General features: G+C 68.9%; 26 protein-coding genes and 1 tRNA gene. 11 read left to right on the forward strand and 16 right to left on the reverse strand.

The features are described 5' to 3' along the window. Positions 1-17 precede the first annotated feature (17 nt). From ACFE6Z_RS06000 to ACFE6Z_RS06010, 3 genes are read left to right on the forward strand one after another with little or no spacing between them, the layout of a single operon-like run. The gene (locus ACFE6Z_RS06000; RefSeq protein ID WP_375384801.1) at positions 18-539 is read left to right on the forward strand and encodes a phosphoribosyltransferase; all 522 of its coding nucleotides are present in this window, start codon (positions 18-20) and stop codon (positions 537-539) included. A gap of 4 nt (positions 540-543) precedes the next feature. After that, complete coding sequence (locus ACFE6Z_RS06005) at positions 544-1,236, forward strand: uracil-DNA glycosylase (RefSeq protein WP_375384802.1); 693 nt, start codon at positions 544-546, stop codon at positions 1,234-1,236. A 37-nt stretch (positions 1,237-1,273) separates the two neighbouring features. Next, on the forward strand, positions 1,274-1,879 hold the full coding sequence (locus ACFE6Z_RS06010) for a GNAT family N-acetyltransferase (RefSeq protein ID WP_375384803.1): 606 nt from the start codon (positions 1,274-1,276) through the stop codon (positions 1,877-1,879). 3 nt (positions 1,880-1,882) lie between these two features. On the opposite strand, the gene ACFE6Z_RS06015 is transcribed toward ACFE6Z_RS06010, so the two are convergent. The 8 genes from ACFE6Z_RS06015 to ACFE6Z_RS06050 form a co-directional block, all read right to left on the reverse strand. Continuing rightward, positions 1,883-2,230 carry a protealysin inhibitor emfourin gene (locus ACFE6Z_RS06015; protein ID WP_375384804.1) on the reverse strand — a complete coding sequence of 116 codons (348 nt, stop codon included), beginning with the start codon at positions 2,228-2,230 and terminating at the stop codon, positions 1,883-1,885. Beyond that, positions 2,202-3,275, reverse strand: coding sequence for a M4 family metallopeptidase (locus tag ACFE6Z_RS06020; protein WP_375384805.1), 1,074 nt, complete (start codon positions 3,273-3,275; stop codon positions 2,202-2,204). Before ACFE6Z_RS06020 ends, ACFE6Z_RS06015 begins: the two co-directional genes overlap by 29 nt. Positions 3,276-3,306: 31 nt before the next feature. Continuing rightward, positions 3,307-4,119, reverse strand: coding sequence for an ATP-binding cassette domain-containing protein (locus ACFE6Z_RS06025; protein ID WP_375384806.1), 813 nt, complete (start codon positions 4,117-4,119; stop codon positions 3,307-3,309). Further along, on the reverse strand, positions 4,116-4,904 hold the full coding sequence (locus ACFE6Z_RS06030; RefSeq protein ID WP_375384807.1) for an ABC transporter ATP-binding protein: 789 nt from the start codon (positions 4,902-4,904) through the stop codon (positions 4,116-4,118). The genes ACFE6Z_RS06025 and ACFE6Z_RS06030 overlap by 4 nt, the downstream gene beginning before the upstream one ends. Next, a complete protein-coding gene (locus ACFE6Z_RS06035) occupies positions 4,901-5,821 on the reverse strand; it encodes an ABC transporter permease (protein ID WP_375384997.1) in 921 nt (306 codons plus the stop codon). Before ACFE6Z_RS06035 ends, ACFE6Z_RS06030 begins: the two co-directional genes overlap by 4 nt. Before the next feature lie 11 nt (positions 5,822-5,832). Further along, positions 5,833-6,783 (reverse strand): ABC transporter permease, encoded by a 951-nt coding sequence (locus ACFE6Z_RS06040; protein ID WP_375384808.1) that lies wholly within the window; start codon positions 6,781-6,783, stop codon positions 5,833-5,835. Positions 6,784-6,796: 13 nt separating this feature from the next. Then, positions 6,797-8,308, reverse strand: coding sequence for an ABC transporter substrate-binding protein (locus tag ACFE6Z_RS06045; protein ID WP_375384809.1), 1,512 nt, complete (start codon positions 8,306-8,308; stop codon positions 6,797-6,799). A 163-nt stretch (positions 8,309-8,471) separates the two neighbouring features. Beyond that, complete coding sequence (locus ACFE6Z_RS06050; RefSeq protein ID WP_375384810.1) at positions 8,472-9,431, reverse strand: alpha/beta fold hydrolase; 960 nt, start codon at positions 9,429-9,431, stop codon at positions 8,472-8,474. Between the two features lie 66 nt (positions 9,432-9,497). Here ACFE6Z_RS06050 and ACFE6Z_RS06055 point away from each other — a divergent pair, with 66 nt between their 5' ends. From ACFE6Z_RS06055 to ACFE6Z_RS06065, 3 genes are all read left to right on the forward strand, one after another. Beyond that, complete coding sequence (locus ACFE6Z_RS06055) at positions 9,498-9,962, forward strand: carboxymuconolactone decarboxylase family protein (protein ID WP_375384811.1); 465 nt, start codon at positions 9,498-9,500, stop codon at positions 9,960-9,962. Between the two features lie 62 nt (positions 9,963-10,024). Continuing rightward, on the forward strand, positions 10,025-10,537 hold the full coding sequence (locus tag ACFE6Z_RS06060; protein WP_375384812.1) for an SIP domain-containing protein: 513 nt from the start codon (positions 10,025-10,027) through the stop codon (positions 10,535-10,537). 27 nt (positions 10,538-10,564) lie between these two features. Continuing rightward, entirely contained in the window at positions 10,565-11,122 is a 558-nt protein-coding gene (locus tag ACFE6Z_RS06065) for a hypothetical protein (RefSeq protein ID WP_375384813.1), read from the forward strand. On the opposite strand, the gene ACFE6Z_RS06070 is transcribed toward ACFE6Z_RS06065, so the two are convergent. From ACFE6Z_RS06070 to ACFE6Z_RS06085, 4 genes are all read right to left on the reverse strand, one after another. Then, positions 11,101-11,556, reverse strand: a complete 456-nt coding sequence (locus ACFE6Z_RS06070; RefSeq protein ID WP_375384814.1) for a Fe-S oxidoreductase — start codon at positions 11,554-11,556, stop codon at positions 11,101-11,103. The genes ACFE6Z_RS06065 and ACFE6Z_RS06070 overlap by 22 nt on opposite strands. Continuing rightward, positions 11,553-12,368, reverse strand: a complete 816-nt coding sequence (locus ACFE6Z_RS06075; protein WP_375384815.1) for an arginase family protein — start codon at positions 12,366-12,368, stop codon at positions 11,553-11,555. Before ACFE6Z_RS06075 ends, ACFE6Z_RS06070 begins: the two co-directional genes overlap by 4 nt. Before the next feature lie 129 nt (positions 12,369-12,497). Continuing rightward, complete coding sequence (locus ACFE6Z_RS06080) at positions 12,498-13,259, reverse strand: PspA/IM30 family protein (RefSeq protein ID WP_375384816.1); 762 nt, start codon at positions 13,257-13,259, stop codon at positions 12,498-12,500. A gap of 80 nt (positions 13,260-13,339) precedes the next feature. Then, positions 13,340-15,364, reverse strand: a complete 2,025-nt coding sequence (locus tag ACFE6Z_RS06085; RefSeq protein ID WP_375384817.1) for a TPM domain-containing protein — start codon at positions 15,362-15,364, stop codon at positions 13,340-13,342. Positions 15,365-15,517: 153 nt separating this feature from the next. Here ACFE6Z_RS06085 and ACFE6Z_RS06090 point away from each other — a divergent pair, with 153 nt between their 5' ends. From ACFE6Z_RS06090 to ACFE6Z_RS06105, 4 genes are all read left to right on the forward strand, one after another. Continuing rightward, positions 15,518-16,351 (forward strand): DUF3097 family protein, encoded by an 834-nt coding sequence (locus ACFE6Z_RS06090; RefSeq protein WP_375384818.1) that lies wholly within the window; start codon positions 15,518-15,520, stop codon positions 16,349-16,351. A 102-nt stretch (positions 16,352-16,453) separates the two neighbouring features. Beyond that, on the forward strand, positions 16,454-17,131 hold the full coding sequence (gene trmB, locus ACFE6Z_RS06095) for a tRNA (guanosine(46)-N7)-methyltransferase TrmB (RefSeq protein ID WP_375384998.1): 678 nt from the start codon (positions 16,454-16,456) through the stop codon (positions 17,129-17,131). A 67-nt stretch (positions 17,132-17,198) separates the two neighbouring features. Further along, a complete protein-coding gene (locus tag ACFE6Z_RS06100) occupies positions 17,199-18,512 on the forward strand; it encodes a hypothetical protein (RefSeq protein WP_375384819.1) in 1,314 nt (437 codons plus the stop codon). Between the two features lie 63 nt (positions 18,513-18,575). Next, positions 18,576-18,651, forward strand: a tRNA-Arg gene (locus ACFE6Z_RS06105). 128 nt (positions 18,652-18,779) lie between these two features. Here the strand turns inward: ACFE6Z_RS06105 and ACFE6Z_RS06110 are convergent. Then, complete coding sequence (locus ACFE6Z_RS06110) at positions 18,780-18,995, reverse strand: hypothetical protein (protein WP_375384820.1); 216 nt, start codon at positions 18,993-18,995, stop codon at positions 18,780-18,782. Positions 18,996-19,296: 301 nt separating this feature from the next. On the opposite strand from ACFE6Z_RS06110, the gene ACFE6Z_RS06115 reads away from it, so the two are divergent. Then, positions 19,297-20,637, forward strand: a complete 1,341-nt coding sequence (locus ACFE6Z_RS06115) for a glutamate decarboxylase (RefSeq protein ID WP_375384999.1) — start codon at positions 19,297-19,299, stop codon at positions 20,635-20,637. 13 nt (positions 20,638-20,650) lie between these two features. On the opposite strand, the gene corA is transcribed toward ACFE6Z_RS06115, so the two are convergent. From corA to ACFE6Z_RS06130, 3 genes are all read right to left on the reverse strand, one after another. Next, entirely contained in the window at positions 20,651-21,649 is a 999-nt protein-coding gene (corA, locus tag ACFE6Z_RS06120) for a magnesium/cobalt transporter CorA (protein WP_375384821.1), read from the reverse strand. Next, positions 21,650-22,225: a hypothetical protein gene (locus ACFE6Z_RS06125; protein ID WP_375384822.1), complete on the reverse strand. Its 576-nt coding sequence runs from the start codon at positions 22,223-22,225 to the stop codon at positions 21,650-21,652. 74 nt (positions 22,226-22,299) lie between these two features. Next, positions 22,300-22,845: a hypothetical protein gene (locus tag ACFE6Z_RS06130; RefSeq protein ID WP_375384823.1), complete on the reverse strand. Its 546-nt coding sequence runs from the start codon at positions 22,843-22,845 to the stop codon at positions 22,300-22,302. Between the last annotated feature and the right edge of the window lie 13 nt (positions 22,846-22,858).

The following is a 22,858-nucleotide window of genomic DNA, read 5'->3' on the forward strand; positions in this document are numbered from 1 at the left end:
CTGAGGACAGCGAGAGGATGCTGATGACCGAGGTGCTCGAGGGCGCGACGCACGGCGCGCCGGTGCGCGAAACCCTGACCTGGGACGCATTCGGCGCGGCGACGCGCGACATCGCCCGGACTATCGTGGCCGACGGCTTCGAACCGGAGGTCGTCGTGGCGATCGCGCGCGGCGGGCTCCTCCCCGGCGGCGCGATCGCGTACGCGCTCGGTGCGAAGAACTGCGGCGCGCTCAACGTGGAGTTCTACACCGGCGTCGGCGAAGTGCTCGATGCCCCGGAGATTCTTCCGCCGGCCCTGGACATCACCTACCTCGAGGGCAGGCGCGTGCTGCTGGTCGACGATGTCGCCGACAGCGGCCGGACGCTCGCACTCGCCGTCGCGCTGCTGCGCGACGCCGGCGCGGAGGTGCGGTCGGCCACGGTGTACACCAAGCCCGGATCCGTCGCGATGCCCGACTACTCGTGGCGCGAGACGGCGCTGTGGATCGACTTCCCGTGGTCGTCGCGGGGATCGGTCATCGAAGAGGATGCCGCCTGAGGCGATGGCGATGAGTCTGGGCCAACTGGCCGACGCCGGATTGATCGACCCCGAGTGGGCCTTGTCGCTCGCGCCGGTCGGGCCAGACATCGCCGCCGTCGGTGATCGCCTGCGCGCCGAGGTGGCCGCCGGTCGCCACTACCTGCCCGCGGGCGACCTGGTCCTGCGCGCCTTCGCGCGCCCGCGCGACGCCGTCAAGGTGCTCATCGTCGGCCAGGATCCCTATCCGACGCCGGGCCACCCCATCGGGCTCTCGTTCGCCGTCGACCGGCACGTGCGACCGCTGCCGCGCAGCCTCGCGAACATCTACCGGGAGCGTGAGACCGATCTCGGCATCCCACCCGCCTCCCACGGGGACCTGTCGGGCTGGAGCGATCAGGGCGTCATGCTGCTGAACCGCGTGCTCACCGTCGCGCCCGGGGCACCGGCATCCCACCGCGGCTGGGGATGGGAGAAGGTGACCGAGCACGCGATCCGTGAGCTCGTGGCACGCGATCGCCCGCTCGTGGCGATCCTGTGGGGGAGGGATGCGGCGAACCTGCGCCCGCTCCTGGGTGCGACGCCGATCATCGAGTCCGCCCACCCGTCCCCGCTCTCGGCCAGCAGGGGATTCTTCGGCTCGCGGCCGTTCTCGCGCGCGAACGAGCTCCTCGCCGCGCAGGGTGCGGAGCCGGTCGACTGGCGACTGCCGGACTGAGGCTCGCGGAACGTCCCGGACGGCATAGGATTTCGGCATGCTCGAGGAGGAATACGACAAGCGGCGCGTGCTGCCGCGGCACCTCCGCCCTCAGGCCGTCGAAACCCCGTTCGCGTACGAGATCCGCTCGGCGGAGCCGCGTGACATTCCCGACATCCGCGAGATCTACAACTACTACGTCACCAACTCGGTGGTGACTTTCGACGAGAAGAAGTGGAGCCTCGCGCAGTGGCGCGAGAAGTTCGAGCACCTCGCGAAGCTCGGGATGCCGTTCCTGGTCGCCGAGTCTCCGAGCGGGCAGATCCTGGGCTACGCACTCGTCTCTCCGCTGTCCACCAAATCCGCGTACCGGTTCAGTGTGGAGAACTCGATCTACCTCGGGCACGCCGCCGCGGGAAAGGGTCTGGGGCGCGCGCTGCTGGTGGCTCTGATCGCCGCGAGCGAAGCCGCCGGGATCCGCGAGATGGTCGCGATCGTCAGCGACAAAGGCGCCGAGGCATCCATCGCCCTGCACGAGAAGCTCGGATTCGTCGAGGTGGGGAGGATGGGCCGGGTCGGTTACAAGTTCGGCCGCTGGCTCGGCACGATCTCACTGCAGAAGCACCTCAAGCCGGCCAAGAAGCGGGGCCTGTTCGGCCGGTGACCGCTACGACTTCGACGCGGTGCCGCGCACGACGTCGACGAGGTCGAGCCACGGCCCGCTGACATCATCGTCGGCGAGGTCTGCGGCCAGCTCGTCCGGCCCGCACTGCGCGCGGATGCGCCACACGAACCGGTCGGCGCCCCGCGGCTCGCCGGCTAGGGCCACAGCCACAGCCTCCCAGGGGCAGCTGCGGATCAGCGCGATCCACTGCAACGTCTGGTCGGCGGGCGGCGCGGCGCTCCACTCTCGCCGGAGCCCCGCGAATCCGCCGGTGCGGGTCACCGTGACCGTGACGTGCGCGGGCGACGCCGCAGCATCCGCGTCACCCGCGTGCGGTCCTCGAGCGGTCATCTTCGAGCACACCGACTCCGACCCATCCGGCGCGGACGGCGGCGGCCTCCTTCGAGGTCTCACCGTACTCCGCCCCCGCCGCCTTCAGGGTGGCGGCGGCGAACGTCGCGAAATCGGCCGAAGAGGGCAGGTCGCCGGTGAGGGCGCGGTACCAGATGAGCCCCGCCCGCTCCCATGCATGGCCGCCGAGCGCGGACGCGGTCAGGTAGAACGCATGATTCGGGATGCCGGAGTTGATGTGGACGCCGCCGTTGTCGTCGGTCGTCTTCACGTAATGGTCCATGTGCGCCGGCTGGGGGTCGCGCCCGAGCACGTCGTCGTCGTACGCCGTGCCGGGTGCCTTGAGCGAGCGGAGGGCTGTGCCCTGCACCGCCGGGGTGAAGATGCCCGCGCCGATGAGCCAGCTCGCGGCCTCGACGGTCTGCGTGAGTGCGTACTGCTCGACGAGCGCGCCGAACACGTCGGACAGCGACTCGTTCAGCGCGCCGGACTGACCGGAGTAGTCCAGGCCCCCCTCGTGCTCGGTGACCCCGTGGGTGAGCTCGTGCGCGATCACGGTGAGCGAGCCGGTGAAACCGGTGAAGACCTCGCCGTCACCGTCGCCGAACACCATGCGCTCGCCGTTCCAGAACGCGTTGTCGTAGTTGCGCCCGTAGTGGACGGTCGCCTCGAGGGCTCCTCCGGCAGCGTCGATGCCGTTGCGCCCATAGGCCTGGGAGTAGAAGTCGAAGGTGGCGCCCAGGCCGTCGAACGCCTCATCGACCGCTTCGTCGGCGGTCGGCGGATCGTCTTCGCCCCGCACACGGGTGCCCGGCAGGGTCTCGCGGCCCTTCGCGTCGAAGATCGTGCGGTCGGGCGCGGGGGCAGCTTCCGCGACCAGGGTGCCCGGAGCGTCGATCGACAGGCGCAGCCGGGTGCGCGGGGTGTGGTAGTCCCGCGAGGCCGCCAGGGTGGTGCGGGCGGCCTCCGCCGCGTGCGCCCACGTCGGCTCCTGCACGCTGGCGATGCGGGCGAGCAGGTAGGGCGGAACGATCGCGTGCGTCATGGTTCGAGGCTAGCCCGACCCTCCGACTGCGTCAGGGTGATCCGGGGTCGATTGCGGGGATCGACGCGAGCAGCCGGCGGGTGTAGTCGGCCTGCGGCTGCTGCAGCACCCTCGCGGTCGCACCCGCCTCGACAATGTGTCCGTCCTTCATCACGATGACCTCATCGCACAGGTTCTGCACGACGCCGATGTCGTGCGACACCATGACGAGCGTGAGGTTCTCGCGCACCCGGAGCTCGGCGAGCAGCTCGAGGATCTGCGCGCGAACCGTGACATCGAGCGCTGAGAGCGGCTCGTCGCCCACCAGGAGCCGAGGGCGGTGGGCGATCGCCCGCGCGAGCGCGATCCGCTGGCGCTGGCCGCCGGAGAACTCGTGCGGGAAGCGCGTGGCCATGTCGGCTTCCAGGCCCACTTCGTCGAGGACCTGGCGCACCCGCGTGCGCCGATCCCCTTCGATCCCGAGAGCCCAGAGCGGCTCGCCGACGATCCGGCCCACGCTCATCCGCGGGTCCAGCGACGCGTACGGATCCTGGAAGACGATCCCCGTCTGGCGGCGCAGCCAGTGCAGCTGCCGCGCGCCGGCCGCAGCATCCACGGGTCGTCCTTCGAACTCGACGGTTCCTGCCGTCGGTGCATCCAGAGCGAGCAGCAGCCGGATGAGGGTGGATTTGCCCGATCCGGATTCACCGATGATGCCGACAGCCGAACCGGCGCGGACGTCGATGTCGACGTCGTCGAGCGCGGTCGCCACGCGCGCGCGCTCGAACAGCGACTCTTTCGGGAGCGCGAATCTGCGCGTGAGTGCGCGCCCGCGCAGGAGGATCTCGGGCTGGGGGTCGATCATCCGATGCCTCCCGGTCGCCAGAGGGTGGCGGTGGCATCACGCAGCAGGCCTTGCGTGACCGGTGAGACGGGCGTGCTCAGCAGCTGCGCGACGGGTCCGGCTTCGACCACGCGACCATCCTCGAGCACGACGCCGTAGGTGGCGATCTGCGAGAGCACGGCCAGGTCGTGCGTGATGAACACGAGTCCCATGCCGTCGTCCTCCACGAGCGTGCGCAGAAGCTCGAGCACCTCGGCCTGGATCGTGACATCCAGCGCGGTGGTCGGCTCGTCCGCGATCAGCAGCCGCGGCCGGCACGCCAGCGCCATCGCGATCGCAACGCGCTGGCGCTGCCCACCGGAGAGCTGATGCGGGTAGCGGTCGACGATGCGCTGCGGATCGGGAAGGGCGACGCGGGATGCCTCGGCGACGGCGCGGGCGAGCGCTTCGCGTTTGGGCACCTTCTCGTGGATCCTGATCGACTCGGCGATCTGGCGTCCCACGGTGCGGATCGGGTTCAGCGCCGTGCGCGGCTCCTGGAAGACGATGCCGATCTCATCGCCGCGCAGCTCGGCGAGCTCGCGATCGGCGAGGCCGATCAGCTCGCGACCGTCCCACCGCACGCTTCCTCCGGCGCTCGCGCCGTCGGGCAGCAGGCCCAGGATCGCGAGCGCGGTGAGCGACTTGCCCGATCCTGACTCGCCGATCAGCCCGACGCGTGCACCATCGGGCACGTCGAACGACACGCCGTCGACAACCCGGCGCCCGGCGATGTCGACGGTGAGGCCCTGCACTTCGAGGCTCACGAGATGACCCCTGGAACGTGCCGGATCGAGCCGCGTGGGGGATGCAGGGGGTCGGTGCCGTGCGACAGGGTGGGATCGGTCGCTTCGCGCAGCGCGTCGCCCAGGAGGTTCAGCCCGAGTACCGTCACCGTGATGGTCAGGCCCGGCCAGACCACCGACAGTGGGTACACCGCGATGTAGCGCTGCAGATCGGCCAGCAGAAGGCCCCACGACGGTTCGGTCACAGAGGCGCCGAACCCGAGATACGACAGGCCCGCCTCGGCCAGCACCGCGACGGCCATGCCCCACGACAGCTGGACGATGAACACGGGCGCGACGTTGGGCATGAGGTGGCGCCAGAGGTTCTGCGCGGATGTGAGACCCGACGCGCGGCCCGCGAGGACGAAGTCGGTCTGCAGCACGCGGCGCAGCTCGGGGCGGGTGACGCGGGCGATGTTCACGCCGAATCCGATGCCCACCGCCCAGATGACGACCCACAGTGACCCGCCGAACAGGGCCGAGATCATCATCGCGATGATCAGCACGGGGAAGGCGATCAGGATGTCGACGAACACGGCGACCGATTCCCGCACCCACCGCGTGCTCAGCGCTCCGAGCGCCGCGAGCGCGACGCCGATCACCGTGGCGATGGTTCCCGCGCCGACCGCGACGATGATCGTCGTGCGCGAACCGGCCATCAGGAGGCTCAACAGATCGCGCCCCGAACCGTCGGTCCCGAGCAGGTGCGGCCAGCCCGGGAGGGCCCAACGGCCGGGGATGTCGGTCTTCTGCGGGTCGAACGGCGTCCACACGAGCGACACGATCGCGGTGACGATCACCGCGGCCACCACGATGAGGCCGAAACGTCCGGTCGACAGCGACCAGAGGCGCGCGAGCCAAGAGGAGCGCCGGAGGGAGCGGGCTGCACCTGTCTCGATGGCCGGATCTGTCACGACGTCTCCCTCTGACGGGGGTCAAGGGCACGATGCAGGAGGTCGACGGCGAACCCGACCACGAGCACGAATCCGGTCAGCAGCAGCAGCTCGCCCTGCACTTTCGGCAGATCGCGTGCGCCGACGTCGGCGACCAGCATCCTCCCGATGCCCGGCAGTGTGAACAGTTGCTCGATCACCACGGCTCCCACGACGATGCCGGCGACCTGCAGGCCCAGCACCGTGATGACCGAGAGGGCGACGTTGGGCAGGCCGTGGCGGATCAAGGCCGTGTTGCGGGTGAGACCCTTGGCTGCGGCTGTGCGGACGTAGTCCTGGCCGATCGCCTGCAGCGTTGCGCTGCGCACGAACCGCATGAGCATCGCGCCCTCCACGATCCCGATCGTGAGGGCGGGAAGCACAAGGGAGCGGAAAGCCGCGGCGGGGTCGGCCCATCCGTCACGCGGGAAGCCCTGCGCCGGCAGCCAGCCGAGCCATACCGCGAAGACGACGACGAGCATCATGCCGGCCCAGACGACCGGCACGGCCGCCAGCGCCTGCGAGCCGACGCTCAGGGCCGTTCCGTCGCCGCGCCCGCGGCGCACCGCCGACAGCACGCCCAACGGAACGCTGAACACCACCGCGATGATCAGCGCCATGATCCCGAGCGGGATGCTGACCTGCGCCTTCTGCGCCAGCTCGGCGCCGACCGACGAACCGGTCACGAGCGACGTGCCCAGGTCGCCGCGGAGCACTCCGCCCATCCATTCCAGGTACTGGAGCGGAAGGGGGCGGTCGAGCCCCAGACTCTCCCGGATCGCCGCGACCTGTGCGGGCGTGCCCTGAGTGCCGGCGATCAGCTGCGCGACATCGCCGGGCAGCACCCGCAGCGAGAGGAAGATGAGCACGCTGGCCACGATCAGCCCCACCAGCAGCAGGGCAGCCCGTGTCAACGTGTAGCGGAGCACTCCGGCGACGTTCCTAGTCGGTCGATGCGGTCACGCCGGCGAGATTGATCCGCGAGTTGATCGAATCCACCGGGAATCCGTTCACCGTCGAGTTCACGGCCGTGATGGTCGCGCCGTTGTAGAGCCAGTCCGCGGCGGCATCCTCCGATACGATGCGGGCAGCCTGCGCGAGCAGGTCGGCCGACTTGGCCGGGTCGACCTCCGCGAGTGCCTGCGCGTAGAGGGACTGGACCTGGGGGTTGTCGTAGCCGAAGTAGTAGTCCGGGTTCGCGAAGTTGCCGAAGTCGCGCGGCTCGACGTGCAGCACGAAGCTCAGGTCGTAGTCGTGGTTGGTGTAGACGTCCTGCAGCCAGGTGCTGAATTCGACCGAGTCGACGGTGAGGTCGACACCGATGGCGTTGAAGTCCGAGACGAGCACCTGCGGAACGGTCGTGCCGTAGAAGGAGGGGATGGTGAGGGTCAGCGCGAGATTGCTCACGCCGGCCTTGGCCAGCAGGGCTTTCGCCTGATCGGGATCGTACGAGACGACGTCCGAGAGATCCTCGTAGCCCGGGTCGAGCTCGGGAATCGGCCCGTAGAGCGTTTGGCCGGCTCCGATCGCCGTCACCAGGTCGTCGTGATTGATCGCGAGGCGCAGGGCCTGGCGCACGCGCACGTCGTTCAGCGGCGCGCGCTGGTTGTTGAACGCGAGCGTTCCCTTGTCGGTCGTCTTCCCGGTGGTCAGCGCGAAGCCCTGCTGGCCGTCCAGCTGCGAGGCGAGGTTGGGGTCGACCGCGGTCAGGACGTCGAGACTGCCGTCGAGGGCGGCGTTGACGCCGGCGGTGAAGTCGGGGATGTAGTCGAACACGACGCCTGCCACTCCGGCCTTCTTCCCCCAGTACGCGTCGTTGCGCGCGAACTCGATGCTGTCGCCCTGGGTCCACTTCACGAGTGTGAAGGGTCCGGTGCCGTTCTCGGCGACCTTCAGGTCGGTGGTGTCTCCGGTCTTGAACACGAGCCCCGCCGGGCCCGTGAGGGTGAAGAGGAAGTTCTGGTCGGGAGCGGCGAGTGTGACGACGACCTTGTCGGTGCCGTCGGCGGCGATCGAGGTGACGCCGGCGAAGGCGTCGTGCCCGATCACTGTCTTGTCGTCCTTGACCTGGGCGAGCGAGTGCACGACGTCATCGACGGTGAGGTCGGTGCCGTCGTGGAACTTCACGCCCTGCGCGAGCGTGAACGTGTACGTCAGGCCGTCATCCGAGACCGTGTCGTCGGTGGCCAGCGCGGGCGCGATCTCGTTGTCCTGCGTGCGGGTGACCAGGCCCTGGTAGATGTTGTCGATCAGCACCTGCTCGAGCGCGGCACCGCTCGTGTGGCGGATGTCGAGGTTCGTCGGCTCCAGCACGAGCCCCACGGTGATCTTGGCGTCCGGATCGGCTGCGCCGGTGCCGCTGGCGGAAGGCGCCGCGCCGCCGGAGCAGGCCGAGAGGAGCAGCGCGCCGGCGGCGAGCATCGCTGCGGCGGTGAGGGCGGTACGGCGGAACATGGGGAATCCTTTCGCAGGGCCGCGGTGTCGCGGTTCGGGCCGCGATGCCGCACCGTAGTGCTGAACCACGATGCCGGGGAATCGACGAGTCGGGTGCGAGAGACAAGCCTAGGGTCGCGGCGAGGGTGAAGCGCCGTGCGTTACCGCGAACGACGCCGAAGTGTTAGGCGTTCGCGAGCGCCTCGCGAAGGCGGCGGCCGAGCTGCACGGGCTGCTCCTCCTGTACGTTGTGCCCCGACGACATCAGTTCGACGGATGCTGCGGGCATCCGTCGCGCGAACTCTTCGGCGTCCGCCTCCGTGACGTAACCGCGGTCGCCGCGGATGAGGGTCGTGGGCGCGGTGGCGCCGGCGAGGTCGTCCCACCCGGACTCGCCGAGGACTGCCGATACGGCATCCGCCGGCGCGGCGCCCTCCGGTGCCGTCGCCGCGGCCGCGGCCATCGCGGCCGCGAGATGGGCGAAATGATGCTTCCACTCCACGCGCCCGTCCGGCCGCACGCGGGAGTTGAGGTACACGCCGCGCTCCGCTGCCGCGCGGGATCCCCCGAGCCCGAAGGCGAGGGCGCGGTCGACGAGCTCATCGCGCGAGGCCCAGTCCGTCGGCCCGGCGAAGAAGTCGCGGATCTGCGTCGGCCCCGCCGAGGGGTCGACCCCCGGCGTGATGTCGATGACGACCAGCTCGCGCACGAGGTCGGGCCGGGCGGCCGCGACCGCCGCGGCGGTCAGCCCGCCCAGCGACTGTCCGACCAGCAGCTGCGGAGCATCCGTCCACTCCTGCATCGCCGCCACGACATCGGGGGCGAGCACCCGTGCGACATACGCATAGTCGTCGCGCCACGACGAGTCGCCGTGGCCGGCCAGATCGATCGCGAGGGCGGGCAGGCCGAGCGCGAGGATCGTCGTGTCCCACGTGTGGGCGTTCAGCCCTGCGCCGTGGAGGAATGTGACGACCGGGAGCGCGCCTGGGGCACTGTCTTGCGGGGTGTAGCGCAGCGCGCTGAGCGTGCGGCCGTCGGGGAGGCTGAGGTTCAGGCGCTCCGTGCGGGGGAGGGGCCCTGCGATGCCCGCGTCCGCGGCCTGGCCCCCGAGGAACGAGAACTCGTCGAAATCGGTGTCTGTCACGCATCCATTCTGGCGCTCCGGTAAACCCCCGGGCACAGCCGCGGCCCGGCTGGCTAGGCTGGAGGCATGACGGAAGAACGCCGCGTGCACCTCTCCCGCTCCGCACCGGAGTCGTACAAGGCCCTCGAAGCGTTCTCCAAGACGGTCGGTGCGCTCGCCACCGCACACGGCATCGACGATCGGCTCAAGGAGCTCATCCAGATCCATGCGTCGCAGCTGAACGGCTGTGCGTACTGCGTGCGCATCCACGTCGATCGGGCGGTTGCGGCGGGTGTCGGCGTCGATGACATCACGCAGCTGCCCACGTGGCGCGAGTCGGGTGTGTTCACCGATCGCGAGCGCGCGGCCCTCGAACTGACCGAGTCGTTCACCTTCATCCACGACGACGGCATCCCCGACGAGGTGTACGACCATGTCGGCGGCATCCTGAGCGAGGAGGAGTACGTGGCCCTGAGCTGGATCCTCGTGTCGATCAACGCGTTCAACCGGGTCGCGATCGCGGGGCGGTATCCGGTACCGCCGCGACCGTGAGCTGCGGGTGAGGCGGAATGCACAGGTTAGGCAATCCTTTGTGAGGGTATACTGACTTCGTCATGACCACATCCCTCGAGCTCACGTCCACCGAGCACAACGCCAGCGCCTGCCGCGCATCGCGCCACACCCGGGTGCAGCATCTGATCACCGCAGACGAGACCTCGCTGTCCGACCTCGAGGTGCTGCTGGCGACGCTGCCGATGTGTTCGACCGGACGGGTCTTCATCGAGATCCCGGATGCCTCGTGGCAGACCCAGCTCGACATTCCGGCGCGCATGACCGTCACGTGGCTGGATCGCGCGGTCCGCTCGGGTGCCCCCGGCACCAGCCGGGGCTGCGTGCCCGGTGAGGCGCTGTCGCGTGCGGTGACCGCATGGGCGGACGAGATGCTCTGCGGCGACCCCGACCACACCGATGGCCACTCCGCCGGCACGGGCACAGGCACGCGCATCTTCCTCCTGGGGGGCTACCTCGGCACCGCCGACATCGTCGATCACCTGACCGACCGACTCGGGATCGCGGCAGAGGGCATCCACACGCCCGAGCGATTCGGCCTGTCGACCGCGCGGTGAGCTGCGCTTCGCACTAATCTCGGGGCCATGAGCGCCCCTACGACCTCCGTCGAAACCCCCCGGCTCGTCGATCCGCGCGATCTGCGGCTTCCGACGTGGATCATCGTCTGGCTGACCATCTCGGCCATCATCCAGACCTACGACGCCTGCTACGTGCTGCTGGGCCCGCTCTCCCACGCGGGCGGACCGCTCGCCGGGATGTGGCCGGGTCACGTCTTCTACTCGAGCTTCGACCACCGCTATGCCGGCTTCGACGCGTTCGGCAGTGCGCAGAGCTGGGCGAACCTGCTCGAGGTGATCGTCATCGTCTGGGCGCTGACGAAGGCCAAGCGCTTCTCCGGCGTCGTGCTCGCGCTGATCGTGACGACCGCGACCTTCTGGAAGACCGTGATCTACTTCCTGGTCGAAGCATCCAGCGGACTGGAGATGACGCGTCAGTCGCTGGAGAGCGGCAACCTCGTCGGGTTCCTGATGGTCGCGATCCTGCCCAACCTGTTCTGGATCGTCATCCCGCTCGCGGTCGTGATCGTGCTCGGCCGCCAGGTGCACCGGGTGGGGACGGCTCAGGCTCCGCGCGGGACGTAATTGCCGTCGGCCAAGCCCGCCTCGATCTCGAAGCGGTTGCGCAGAGCGTCGCGGCCGGCGAGCCGGTACAGCACCGGCATCAGGAAGCCGTAGCGGCGCCACTGCCGCATGTGGGTGGCCTCGTGGCGCAGGAGTGCGTCGGTCACCGGAGCATCGCCGGTCAGGAAGCATCCTCCCGCGCATACGCCGCCGCGCGGGAACGCCCAGCTCGGCATCCCGCGGAACACCCACATGCCCGCGCGCCGCTCGACGCGACCCGTGCTCCAGATCGACCCCCACACCCAGCCGACCGCGGTGCCGTACCAGTACCCGACGAGACTGATCTGCGAGTCGAGCAGGAAGGCGGGGATGAAGCGGTCGAGTCTTCGGCCGCGGTCGACGGCGCGCTCGGCCGCCTCGCGCCAGTCGGCGGGCGGGGTCGGGATCGGGCTCATGCGAGCGCCCCGACGATGCGCAGGATCGTACCGAGGTCTTCGACCGCCGCCTCCGACGACGACGGCGAGAACTCCGCCAGCGACGCGCCGGCGAGGGGCAGGCGAGCCCGGACCGCGCGGATCGCCGCGACGACCTGGGCGGGCGTGGCGCCGAACGGCACGGGGTGAGTGAGGCCGCTCACTTCGCCTGGGTCGAGCACGTCGAGGTCGACGTGGATGTAGACGCGGGCGGCGCCGGTGCGGGCGACCGCGTCGGCGAGGATTTCGGGATCGGCCAGCTCGGCGACGGAGATGACGCGGATGCCGGTCGCATCGACGTACAACTCCTCTTCGAGTTCCATCTCGCGAGTCCCCGTCAGGATCACGCGATCGGGCGTGATCGTGCCGGGCGCCAGCCTCATGCCGTCCACTCCGTCGCCGAGGATCGAACGCAGCACCATGCCGTGGAAGGCTCCCGATGACGAGGTGTCGGGAGTGTTCAGGTCGACGTGGGCGCCCATCCAGATGACCGCGAGGTCGGGCCCCGCGACCGCGGCCACGCCGGCCAGCGCCACGCCGCAGTCTCCGCCGACCACGAGCGCGGGGCCCTCACCCGAGGCGATCGACTGCTCGATGGCGGCGCGCACCCGCGTGAGCGAGCTCAGGCGCCGGACGCCCGTCCCCAGGCTCTCGCCCGCCTCGGCGGGGACCTCCAGGACCGTGGTCGTGGAGCGCGGCAGGTCTTCGGCGATCGCGAGTGCACCGTCGATCAGCTGCATCGCGCGCGCCGACGATGATCCCTGCCACTGCGGGGCGACGACGAAACGGGTCATGCGCTCATCCTGCCGCACTCGGGTCTACGGGCGATGTGTCCGGTGTGCGCGCACGGCGAACACGACGCCGCCCGTACGACGACGAAGCGGGCGCCCTCGACTTGGAGGACGCCCGCTGTCGCATCGCTGTTACGGCGTGTAAGGCGCCGTCGGGGCGTTGATCGCGGCCTGCGAAGTGGTCGATCCGACCTTGAGGGCGGCCAGCCGCGCCTCGACCTCGGTCAGCTCGCCGAGGTCGTCGAGGCTGTTGAACTGCGCATCCAGGCTCGACGCGGCCAGTTCCTGCTTTCCGGCGGCGAGGGCCTCCTGGCGGCGGATCTTGTCTTCGAACCGGCCGAGTTCGCTCGTCGGGTCCATGACGTCGATCGACTTGACCGCATCGACGACCTTGTTCTGCGCCTCGGCGGTCTTGGCGCGTGCAAGCAGCTCGGCCCGCTTCGACTTCAGCTGCTCGAGCTTGGCCTTCATGCCGTTCAGGCCGTCTTTGAGCTGATCGACGACCTGGGTCTGCGCGGCGATCTGCGGAGCGGTGGCCTTGGCCTGGTTCTCCTCGCTGATCTGGCGCTGCAGCGCGATCTTGGCGAGGTTGTCGAACTTGTCGGCGTCGGCGGTGCTGCCGCTCGCGCGCAGCTCGTCGGCCTTGCGGCTGGCGGCGATGGCCTTGTTGCCCCACTCCGCCGCCGCCTGGACGTCTTCGGCGTTGTCGCGCTCGAGCAGCCGCAGGTTGCCGATCGTCTCGGCGATCGCCGACTCAGCGTCGACGATGTTGTTGGTGAAGTCGCGGACGAGCTGGTCGAGCATCTTCTCCGGGTCTTCCGCGGAGTCGAGCATCGAGTTGATGTTCGCCTTCATGAGGGTCGAGATGCGGCCGAAGATGGATTGCTTTGCCATCGGGGTTCCTTCCTATCGAGAGGTATGGGGCGTCGTGAAAGTCGTGAAAGATGTGGTGGTCGCGTGCGCAGTCGCGGGCGTCAGAATCTGCCTCCTCCGCGGCGGCCGCGCGTGCCGCCGCCACCGAAGCTGCCGGGGCTCAAGCGAGGGCCGCCGCTCGAGCGGGATCCGCCGCCGAGCATGCCGCCCGCCGAGCCCGCGGATGAGCGACCGCCGCCCCCGCCGAGCATCGAGTTGATGACGATCCCGCCGAGCACCGCGCCGAGCATCCCGCCGCCACCCCCGCCGCCACCGTTGGACGCGCCGCCGAGCATGCCGCCCGCGCCGGGACTCTGGAACGACCCGACGTCGGTCTGCGCGTACTGGATGGCCTGGCCGGCCAGCTGGTTCGCCCGCTGCGCCTCCTGCAGGGCCTGCGCGGGGTCGGTCGCCTGCAGCTGCTGGGCCTGCACGAGCGAAGCGCCGGCTTCGGCCAGGCGCGTCCGGGCCTGCGCGCCGACCGCGCCACGGCGGGCAGTGATGTAATCCTCGGCGGCCGATACCTGCGCCTGCGCCTGCATGATCGTCTGGCCGAGCATCTGCTGGGTGCGCTGGGCCTGGGCCGCAGCATCCCGCACTCCCTGCACGACGCCGTCGATCTGCGCATTGGCGGCCTCGAGCGACTGCAGGATCGCGAGCGGCCGGGTGGCGGTGCCGGCGAGGCCCGCCTTGGCGGCGTCGACCTGCGCGCGGGTCGCGGCGATGGTCGCCGCCACCCGGCCGTCGGGATCGGGCAGCGCGGCTGCTGCGGCCATGTCGCCCTCGAGCTCGGTCACGAGGGCGGCGGCGTTTCGTTCGCCCTCCTCGAGGTCGCTCCCGAGCTTGTCGATCGCCTGCTCCAGGAGCCCTGCCTGGGCGACGGACTCCTCTGCGGCACGGATGCTGACGGCCGCAGCCCCGCCGTCGCCGGCCGTGATCGCGGTCTGCGCCTGAGCGAGCTGAGCGTCGGCGAAGGCGATGCGCTCACGCGCCTGCGAGGGGTTGTCGGCCACCGTGGAGAGCGCCTCGGGCGCGTAGCGTGCCGAGAGTTCGGCGAGGTGCGCCGCGGCCACCTCGAGTGCGGTGAAGGCGGCCGTGCGCTGCTGCTGGACGCGTGCGAGAGCCTCAGGAGCGTTCTTCTCGAGTTGGCGGAGCTCATCGAATGCCGCAGCCTTCTCATCGAGTGAGGCGTTCGCCTGCTCGCAGAGCTGCAGTATCTGGATGTTCCACGCGCGCGTCTGCTGATCGGTGTCCTTCTCGGAGTCGTCGAGCTGCTGCTTGAGCGTGAACGCCTGGTTCAGGTTGCCCTTGGCGGCGGCGAGCGCCTTCTCGAAGTCGGCTGCCGCGGCATCCCCGAATTGGGCGCTCGCGAAGCCCAGCTCCTGCTCGCTCGTCTTGATCGCATCGTCGGTGTCGACGAGCGCCGATGACGCGCGTCGGGCCAGCTCCTGCGTGTCGAGCTGGTCGAGCGATGACGCGGGACCGCCAGCACCCCGGGCGACCGCGGGGGTCTTGCGGCGCCTGCGCACGATCAGCCAGACGACGATGCCGACGACGACGAGGATCACCAGGATCACGACGATCGCGACCGGGAAGCCGCCGGCGCCTGCGGAACCGCCTAACGCGGATTGGAAGCCGTCGGCGGCTGTCGTGGCCGCACCGGCGTAGTCGCCGGCACGCAGCGGCGCCACGATGGTGGCCTCGACGGCATCCAGCTGATCCGCCGACATCGGCCCGCTCGTGTCGGCGGAGATGTAGTACTGCCGCCCGTCTGTCGACACGGCCAGGACGTACTGCTTGGTGCCGAGACCGTTGCTCTGGGCGACCTCATCCGCCCATTGCTGGCTGCTGGAGGGGTTGGTGAATTGGTCGACGTACACGACGTACAGGTCGACGCCCGTCGAGGAGTACAACTCCGACATGCGCGCGTCGACCGATGCCTCCTGCGACGCGTCGAGCACGCCGGCCTGATCGAGGACGTGTCCCGACCCCAGCGTGACCGGGTCGGTCGCCCACGCGGCACCGGGCGCGGCCACCAGCCCGATCGCGAGGGCCGCCGCGGCCGCCACTGCCCAACCCGCGCGCATGGATCCCCTCCTCGACGCAGAGAATCCTGCCTCGCTCCGAGTCTATTCACGCGGTCGCCCGCGGGCATAGGCCGAGTCGCTTCGGCGCGCCCGGCGGCGGGTCGTCCGGGGGCGCCGACACACGCCGCCTACGCTGGCCGTCCGGGAGGACACATGGACGATCGCTATGGCACTGATGTGCTCGCGGCCGGGTGGCGCGAATCGCGGCGGCGCGAGATGCCGAAAATCGAGGCGAGCCGTGGCACGGTCGTGGAGGTCGCCGACGACGGCTTCTGCGGCGCGGTGACCGAGCTGTCGTCGGGACTCGTGGAGCTCGAAGACCGGGTCGGGCGCCGCAGGCTCTTCCCGCTGGGGCCCGGCTTCCTCGTCGATGGGGTCGACGTCGTCTTGGTCGCACCCCCCGCACCCGCTCTTGCGACGACCCCCGCGCGGACCGCTTCGGGGTCGTTCGCCCCCGTGGACGAGCGAGCGCGAGTCGCCCGCGCGAGCAGGATCTGGGTCGAGGGCAAGCACGACGCCGAACTCATCGAGAAGGTGTGGGGCGACGACCTGCGCGCCGAGGGCGTGGTCGTGGAGTTCCTGCAGGGCGTCGACGTGCTGGACGCGGCGCTCGCCGGCGACCCGCCGTCGGCGGAGCGCCGCTACGGGGTGCTCGTGGACCACCTCGTGCCCGGCTCGAAGGAGACCCGGATCGCGCAGGCCGTGGCCGCCGGACCCCACGGCCGATTCGTGCGCATCGTCGGGCACCCCTACATCGATGTGTGGCAGTGCGTCACGCCGAAGGCGGTGGGGATCGCGCGATGGCCCGAGGTTCCGCGCGGCATCGAGTTCAAGGTCGGGGTGTGCCGCGCCCTCGGCTGGCCCTCTGAGACACCGGCCGACCTCGGCAGGGCGTGGCAGCGCATCCTCGCGTCGGTGTCGTCGTATCGCGATCTCGAGCCTGCGCTGCTGGGCAGGGTCGAGGAGCTCATCGACTTCGTGACGTGAGCAGCACCCTCACCCCCTCAGCTCGCTGGGTAGCCTGGGGAGGTGTCCACGCCCCGTCCCTTCCGCGATCGTCCCGTGTCGTTCGTCCGCCGGAGCGGGCGGATGACCGACGGCCAGGAGCGGGCGTGGGAAGACCTCTCCGCCCGCTACGTGCTGAAAGTGCCGAGGGATGCTGCGGTCACGAGCATCGCGCCGGGGGCCGTGATCGACCCGGCGCACGTATGGGGCCGCAGCGCTCGGCTCATCGCCGAGATCGGCTCGGGCCAGGGCCACGCGATCGTGCATGCGGCGTCCACGCGCCCGGATGACGACTTCCTCGCGATCGAGGTGTTCACAGCCGGGCTCGCCCGGACGATGCTCGAGGCCGACCGCGCGGAGGCGCGCAATCTCCGTCTCGTCGAGGCCAATGCGCCCGAGGTGCTCCAGCACCTGCTGCCCCCGGCATCGCTTCACGAACTGTGGGTCTTCTTCCCCGACCCGTGGCACAAGAACAAGCACAACAAGCGCCGCCTGGTGACCGCGGAGTTCGCCGCGCTCGCCGCCCGGAGTCTCACCGACGGGGGAGTGCTGCGGCTCGCGACAGACTGGGAGGACTACGCCAGGCAGATGCGCGATGTCCTCGATGAGGCTGCCGGGTTCATGCGCGACTTCGAGGGCGAGTGGGCGCCGCGCTTCGACGGTCGGGTGCTGACGGCATTCGAGCGCAAGGGAGCGCACGCGGGTCGCAGCATCCGCGACCTCTCCTACCGTCGTGATCCCTCGGCGGTGCGCGGCATCTGACGCCCACGACACCGTCGCGGGGCCGGAGGGCGGTTATGCTGGAGCGTCGCCGACACGGAGGGTGCCAGTGACCACGCAACCACAGCACGACCTCGACACCGCTCCGCGCCCGCGCAGCGGTGACGCGGCCGTCTCTGGAATGCTCTCGCGCGTGCGCCGTGCCGCGCACGGGGTCCACACCATGCTCGTCGCCCTCCCGACGCCGCATCGCGATGTCGAGCCGATCGCCCGCGGCGCCATTTCGAAGGTGCTGCTGCTGTGGGCCGGCGGCCGCGCGATCAACCTGGCGCTGCTCGGGATCTTCTACCAGATCGCTCGCGTGAGCGGGTGGGGATTCGGGCCCGACCAGAACCCCGTCACGACCTTCCTCAACTTCCTCTCCGACTGGGACGGCGCCCGCTACGGGCGCATCGCGCAGATCGGCTACCCGCCGTCGCTGCCGATGAATGTCGCCGGTGTCATCCAGCCCAACGACTGGGCGTTCCTGCCGGTCTTCCCGGCGCTCGAGCGCCTGCTGTCCGACCTGCTCGGGATCCCGTGGCAAGTCGCGGGCGTCGCGATCAGCATCGCGGCGAGCGCGGGCGCCACCGTGCTGCTGTACATCCTGTTGCGGAAGGTCACCAGCGCTCACGCGTCGTGGTGGGCCGTGGTGCTCTTCACCCTCAGCCCGCTGTCGTTCATCTTCGTCCTCGCCTACGCGGAGACGCTCTACCTCTTCATGCTGTTCGGGATGCTGATCCTCGCCGTCGATCGCAGATACTGGTGGATCGCCCCGATCGGGCTGGTTGCGGCGTTCACCAGACCCGGGGTGCTCGCCGTCTCGCTCGGGCTCGGCATCCTGTTCGTAGTCCGGTACGTCCGCAGGCACATCGATCCGTTCCCCCGCCGCCAGATGACGGGCTTGATCGTCTCGGGCCTCGTGATGGCGATCGCAGGCCTGGCCTGGCAGTACATCGCCGAAGCGGTCACCGGAACAGCGCACGCGTACGTGCGCACCGAGACGGCGTGGTGGATCCCGTTCATCGGCCCCGGCGACTTCATTCCGATGACTCCGTGGTTCCGGCTGTTCGGCACCTATCTCGGGTTCCTGGGCGTCCTGTTCGTACTCGCGCTCATGATCGGTTTCGTGCTGTGGATGCGCTCGCCCCAGATCCGCCGCCTCGGGCTCGAGATCGTCGCGTACGCGGCGAGCTACGGGCTGTACCTGTTCGCTGTCTTCCTGCCGCAGCAGAGCGTTTTCCGGCTCCTGCTCCCGCTCGCGCCGCTGCTCGCCGACGAACGGCTCTCGAGCACTCCCATCAGGCGCCGTCTGGGCGTCGCGATCTGCCTCGTGGGTCAGGTCGTCGGCATCCTGCTGCTGTGGACCATCGGCTGGCCGTAACGGGTCCCATCCCCTCCGGCCGTCTCGGGACGGGGCATCCGCGATGATATCCTCGGTCGGTACGCCTCCGTAGCTCAGGGGATAGAGCGTTGGTTTCCGGTACCAAAGGTCGCTGGTTCGATTCCAGTCGGGGGCACCAGTCGGGACAAGGGATCGCGGGTCTTCAGGACTCGCGATCCTTTCCATATCGATCGAGCGGCATGTCGGTCTGCGACTGCATTGCGTAGTAGCGGGACCTTTATTTCGGTTTAGCATTGCAAGAGTGAATTAACTCGACCACATCTCCTCAGCCGAGCTCGCACTCGTGGCGATCGCCCAGGCCGACACGGACGCTGAGGGCAACTCCGTCGCCCTCAGCAGGTTCATGATCCGGTCGGAGTCGGTCGCCTCGTCGAAGACCGGGTGTGGATGGCGTCGGACCTGCTCGGAGAGCTGGATGAGCTCGACCGACGCATCCAAGAATCGATGCGCTGACAGGTGCATGAGCTGCGTGGCCGGGCACCAGTCGGGGGAAGGGATCGCGGGTCTTCAGGACTCGTGATCCTTTGTCACTCCAAGAGGGTGATGTTGAACTGGCGTTCTTGCCGCCCTCCCCGCTACGTACAACACTGAGCCTGTCACGGGCACGCTTGCCGAGCCTGCGAGCGAAGACGCCGGATCACTGCAGTCCACGAGGGGTGGGAGTTCACCAATGACCGTTTCGCAGGAGAAGACGAAGGCGATCAAGCCGGGGGAATCGCCGAATGCGTTCACCGGTCTGAGCGACCGCAATCAGCTCAACCCCATGTTCGCTCGCGCCGGAGAGGCCACCGATTTCGCGACCGATCGGTTGCCGGCGGGCGAGTCGCTCGGCGAGACCGCGTACCAGATCGTCCACGACGAGGCGATGCTCGACGGAAACTCGCGACTCAACCTCGCGACCTTCGTCGGCACCTGGATGGACCCGCACGCCGACAAGCTGTACTCCGAAACTGCCGACAAGAACATGGTCGACAAGGATGAGTACCCGCAGACCGCGGCCATCGAGACCCGTTGCTGGACGATGCTGGCGAACCTCTGGAACGCGCCCGACGCCTCGAAGTCGATCGGCACTTCGACCATCGGCTCGTCCGAGGCCTGCATGCTCGGCGGCCTCGCCCTCAAGCGTCGATGGCAACTCGCACGCAAGGCCGCCGGCCTCTCGACCGAGAAGCCCAACCTCATCCTCTCCAGCGCTGTGCAGGTGTGCTGGGAGAAGTTCTGCAACTACTTCGACGTGGAGGCGCGCTACGTTCCGATCACCGACGAGCACCGGGTGCTGGACGGATTCGAGCTGGACACCTACGTCGACGAGAACACGATCGGCGTCGTCGCGATCATGGGCGTCACCTACACCGGCATGTACGAGCCCGTCACCGAGATCGCCGCCGCGCTGGACAAGATTCAGGCCGATACGGGCCTCGACGTCAAGATCCACATCGACGGTGCATCCGGCGGCATGATCGCACCGTTCCTGCAGCCCGACCTGGAGTGGGACTTCCGTGTCGATCGCGTCGTATCGATCAGTACGTCCGCGCACAAGTACGGCCTGGTCTACCCCGGACTCGGCTGGGTGGTCTGGAAGACCGTCGATGATCTCCCCAAGGAGCTCGTCTTCGACGTGACCTACCTCGGCGGTCACATGCCCTCGTTCGCCCTGAACTTCTCGCGGCCCGGCGCGCAGGTGCTGCTGCAGTACTACCTGTTCATCCGCCTCGGCTGGGACGGGTACTACAAGGTGCAGAAGGCTTCGCAGGACGTCGCTCTGTATCTCTCCGGCGAGATCGGGAAGATGGATGCCTTCGACCTGTGGAACGACGGCAGCGACATCCCCGTGTTCGCCTGGCAGCTGACCAAAGGCCACACCGACAAATGGAATCTGTACCATCTGTCGGAGCGACTCCGCCTCAAGGGCTGGCTCATCCCGGCTTACCCGATGCCGGACAACATCTCCGACCTGACCGTGCAGCGCATCGTCGTGCGCAACGGCCTGAGCCGCAACCTCGCAGAGTCGTTGATCTCGGACATCCGGGAGGCCGTCGACTACCTCGACCTCCTCGAGTCTGCCATGCCGATCGAGGGCCTGAAGACCTCGTTCACCCACTGAGCGGGTACAGACGTCAGAGCCAGTGCCGCCGACGGAAGACGACGTAAAGGGTGATGCTCGTGGCCGCCATCAGCGCGAGTGCGAACGGATACCCGAGAACCCAGTCCAGCTCGGGCATATACGTGAAGTTCATTCCGTAGATGGTGCCGACCAGCGTGGGTCCGAAGAGGATCGCGGCCCATCCCGAGATCTTCTTGACCTGTTCGTTCTGAATCAGAGCGGTCTCGGTATGGCGCTGGCTGACCAGGGTCGCGTTGACGGTGAGGGCGTTCTCCAGGATGGACCGGAACGCGGTGATCCGGTCGGTGATCCGAAGAGCGTGATCGTGAACGTCGCGCAATGACCGCTGCAACTCGATCTCGACCTTGTACTTGTCGGCGCCTCGGCGCAGTCCCTCGAGCATCGCAGCGAGAGGGTACGTCGCACGCTGCAGCGCGATGACTTCCCTGGACAGTTCGTAGATCCGCTGCGAGAGGGATGCATCTCCTCCGCCGAAGAGGACATCCTCGATCTCATCGATGTCGTTCTCGACTCCGAGGCACACCGGCTGATACTCATCGACGACCTCATCGAGGATCGCGTAGAGCACCGCCTCCGGGCCGAGGGCGAGGAGGTCGGGCTGAGATTCGAGCCGCCGGCGGACGCGCCCCAGGTCAGGAGACTCGGCGTGCCTGATGGTCACGACGAAATTCGGGCCGACGAAGACGTGCAGTTCCCCGAACTCGACCGTCTCGGTGTCATCGATGTAACGTGCCGGTCTGAGCACGGTGAACAGGATGTTGCCGTAGCGCTCCAGTTTCGACCGCTGATGCCCGGAGAGCGCATCCTCGACGGCGAGGGGGTGCAGGGCGAACTCCGCCGCGACCTGCCGGATCTCCTCGGGTGTGGGACGAAAGAGGCCGATCCAGGCCATCCCGTCCCGTTCACTCATGTATTCGAAGGTCTCCTCCAAGCTGGAGGGGTTCTGGATCCGGTGCCCGCACACATACACGGCGTTGTCGACGATCGGCATCTATTTTCCGCAGACTCCGTAGAAACCGGGGTCCTCGGTGGGAACCTCCGTCGTGCTCACCCCGCTATCGGATCGAGTGTGGTGCGGAGCGATCTGGCTGCGGGGTACGGTCCCGACGCACGGAATCGCGAGCAGATCACCCGCACGGATGTCAGCGGGAAGCTTGAGGTCGGTGTGGGTTCCCGGCTCGCTCTCCGCGAGCATCCGCACCTTCTTCCGGCGCTCGGTGGTGGTTCTGCCGATGATCCTTGCGGCACTGACGATCGGCTGGCAGAGGCTCAGGGCTGCATCGATCCAGATGTCGGGCTTCTGCAGGACGCCGAGATGATCGATGAACTCCACACGGGCGACCACGACACTCACGAATTCCTGACGGCTCGCTTCCTCGCGGTGTGCCGTGCCGGCCTCGCCGATGCGCACCAGCGGTGTGCGCCCGCCGCGAGCGGCGGCGGCGAGCGACACACCGTGGAAGAGGATGTCGTCAAGGGTGTGCTGGGTACCGGCCGGCCAGAACGAGCTTTCGAGCAGGTGAGGATCGGAGAGGCGGCTGCTGGCGATGGTGTGAAGGACGGTCATGATTTCGAGCTCCTGGTGACGGAAAGTGACGGAGGGGACTGGGCACGCGCGCACGCTCGTGCGCGCGTGCGCAGTCACGCGTTTTCGGTGGGTTCTCCTCGGCGCAGGTCGACCGAGTGCGGACGGATCTCGTGGAGACTGACCATCCCGGCGCAAGGGATGGCCAGGAGGTCTCCTTCGGCCAGGTCGGCGGGAACCCACGCCGGACCCCGTCCGCGTGGCATACCGCTGCCCGCTCCGGCGAGGATCACCACGGGGTTCGGGGCCGCGGTCGAGATCCTGCCCAGCAGCCTGGTTTCGTCCCAGAACGCGGAGACCGAAGCCATGTCGGCATCGATCAGGACGACCCGCTCACCGTCGTCGCTGTCGAACACGCCGCTGACTCTCGCCACCACGACCGATGCATCGCGTCGGAGGGCGGACTTGATGTGCGAACCGGGCACCAGCGCATCAGCCGTGTGCACGCAGGGTGTCTCGCACAACTCGACCAGGCGCCGTAGGGAGACTCCCGCGATGATGACATCGCTCGTGGTCACCTGGGTGTATTCCGGCCACACGCTGGGGCGGAACGGATCGGGGATGCTGCGTCGCAGCGTCGGGAGGATCGCGGTCAAGGTCATGTCAGGACCTGCG

Origin of the sequence: uncultured Microbacterium sp. (genome assembly GCF_964244775.1) — a bacterium.
Taxonomy (GTDB): Bacteria; Actinomycetota; Actinomycetes; order Actinomycetales; family Microbacteriaceae; genus Microbacterium.

What these genes read in the sequence shown, in the direction of transcription:
- ACFE6Z_RS06000 (WP_375384801.1), top strand. Translation starts at nt 18, where the DNA reads ATGCTGATGACCGAGGTGCTCGAGGGCGCGACGCACGGCGCGCCGGTG.
- ACFE6Z_RS06005 (WP_375384802.1), top strand. Translation starts at nt 544, where the DNA reads ATGGCGATGAGTCTGGGCCAACTGGCCGACGCCGGATTGATCGACCCC.
- ACFE6Z_RS06010 (WP_375384803.1), top strand. Translation starts at nt 1,274, where the DNA reads ATGCTCGAGGAGGAATACGACAAGCGGCGCGTGCTGCCGCGGCACCTC.
- ACFE6Z_RS06015 (WP_375384804.1), bottom strand. Translation starts at nt 2,230, where the DNA reads ATGACCGCTCGAGGACCGCACGCGGGTGACGCGGATGCTGCGGCGTCG.
- ACFE6Z_RS06020 (WP_375384805.1), bottom strand. Translation starts at nt 3,275, where the DNA reads ATGACGCACGCGATCGTTCCGCCCTACCTGCTCGCCCGCATCGCCAGC.
- ACFE6Z_RS06025 (WP_375384806.1), bottom strand. Translation starts at nt 4,119, where the DNA reads ATGATCGACCCCCAGCCCGAGATCCTCCTGCGCGGGCGCGCACTCACG.
- ACFE6Z_RS06045 (WP_375384809.1), bottom strand. Translation starts at nt 8,308, where the DNA reads ATGTTCCGCCGTACCGCCCTCACCGCCGCAGCGATGCTCGCCGCCGGC.
- ACFE6Z_RS06055 (WP_375384811.1), top strand. Translation starts at nt 9,498, where the DNA reads ATGACGGAAGAACGCCGCGTGCACCTCTCCCGCTCCGCACCGGAGTCG.
- ACFE6Z_RS06060 (WP_375384812.1), top strand. Translation starts at nt 10,025, where the DNA reads ATGACCACATCCCTCGAGCTCACGTCCACCGAGCACAACGCCAGCGCC.
- ACFE6Z_RS06065 (WP_375384813.1), top strand. Translation starts at nt 10,565, where the DNA reads ATGAGCGCCCCTACGACCTCCGTCGAAACCCCCCGGCTCGTCGATCCG.
- ACFE6Z_RS06070 (WP_375384814.1), bottom strand. Translation starts at nt 11,556, where the DNA reads ATGAGCCCGATCCCGACCCCGCCCGCCGACTGGCGCGAGGCGGCCGAG.
- ACFE6Z_RS06075 (WP_375384815.1), bottom strand. Translation starts at nt 12,368, where the DNA reads ATGACCCGTTTCGTCGTCGCCCCGCAGTGGCAGGGATCATCGTCGGCG.
- ACFE6Z_RS06080 (WP_375384816.1), bottom strand. Translation starts at nt 13,259, where the DNA reads ATGGCAAAGCAATCCATCTTCGGCCGCATCTCGACCCTCATGAAGGCG.
- ACFE6Z_RS06085 (WP_375384817.1), bottom strand. Translation starts at nt 15,364, where the DNA reads ATGCGCGCGGGTTGGGCAGTGGCGGCCGCGGCGGCCCTCGCGATCGGG.
- ACFE6Z_RS06090 (WP_375384818.1), top strand. Translation starts at nt 15,518, where the DNA reads ATGGACGATCGCTATGGCACTGATGTGCTCGCGGCCGGGTGGCGCGAA.
- trmB (WP_375384998.1), top strand. Translation starts at nt 16,454, where the DNA reads ATGACCGACGGCCAGGAGCGGGCGTGGGAAGACCTCTCCGCCCGCTAC.
- ACFE6Z_RS06110 (WP_375384820.1), bottom strand. Translation starts at nt 18,995, where the DNA reads ATGCACCTGTCAGCGCATCGATTCTTGGATGCGTCGGTCGAGCTCATC.
- ACFE6Z_RS06115 (WP_375384999.1), top strand. Translation starts at nt 19,297, where the DNA reads ATGTTCGCTCGCGCCGGAGAGGCCACCGATTTCGCGACCGATCGGTTG.
- corA (WP_375384821.1), bottom strand. Translation starts at nt 21,649, where the DNA reads ATGCCGATCGTCGACAACGCCGTGTATGTGTGCGGGCACCGGATCCAG.
- ACFE6Z_RS06125 (WP_375384822.1), bottom strand. Translation starts at nt 22,225, where the DNA reads ATGACCGTCCTTCACACCATCGCCAGCAGCCGCCTCTCCGATCCTCAC.
- ACFE6Z_RS06130 (WP_375384823.1), bottom strand. Translation starts at nt 22,845, where the DNA reads ATGACCTTGACCGCGATCCTCCCGACGCTGCGACGCAGCATCCCCGAT.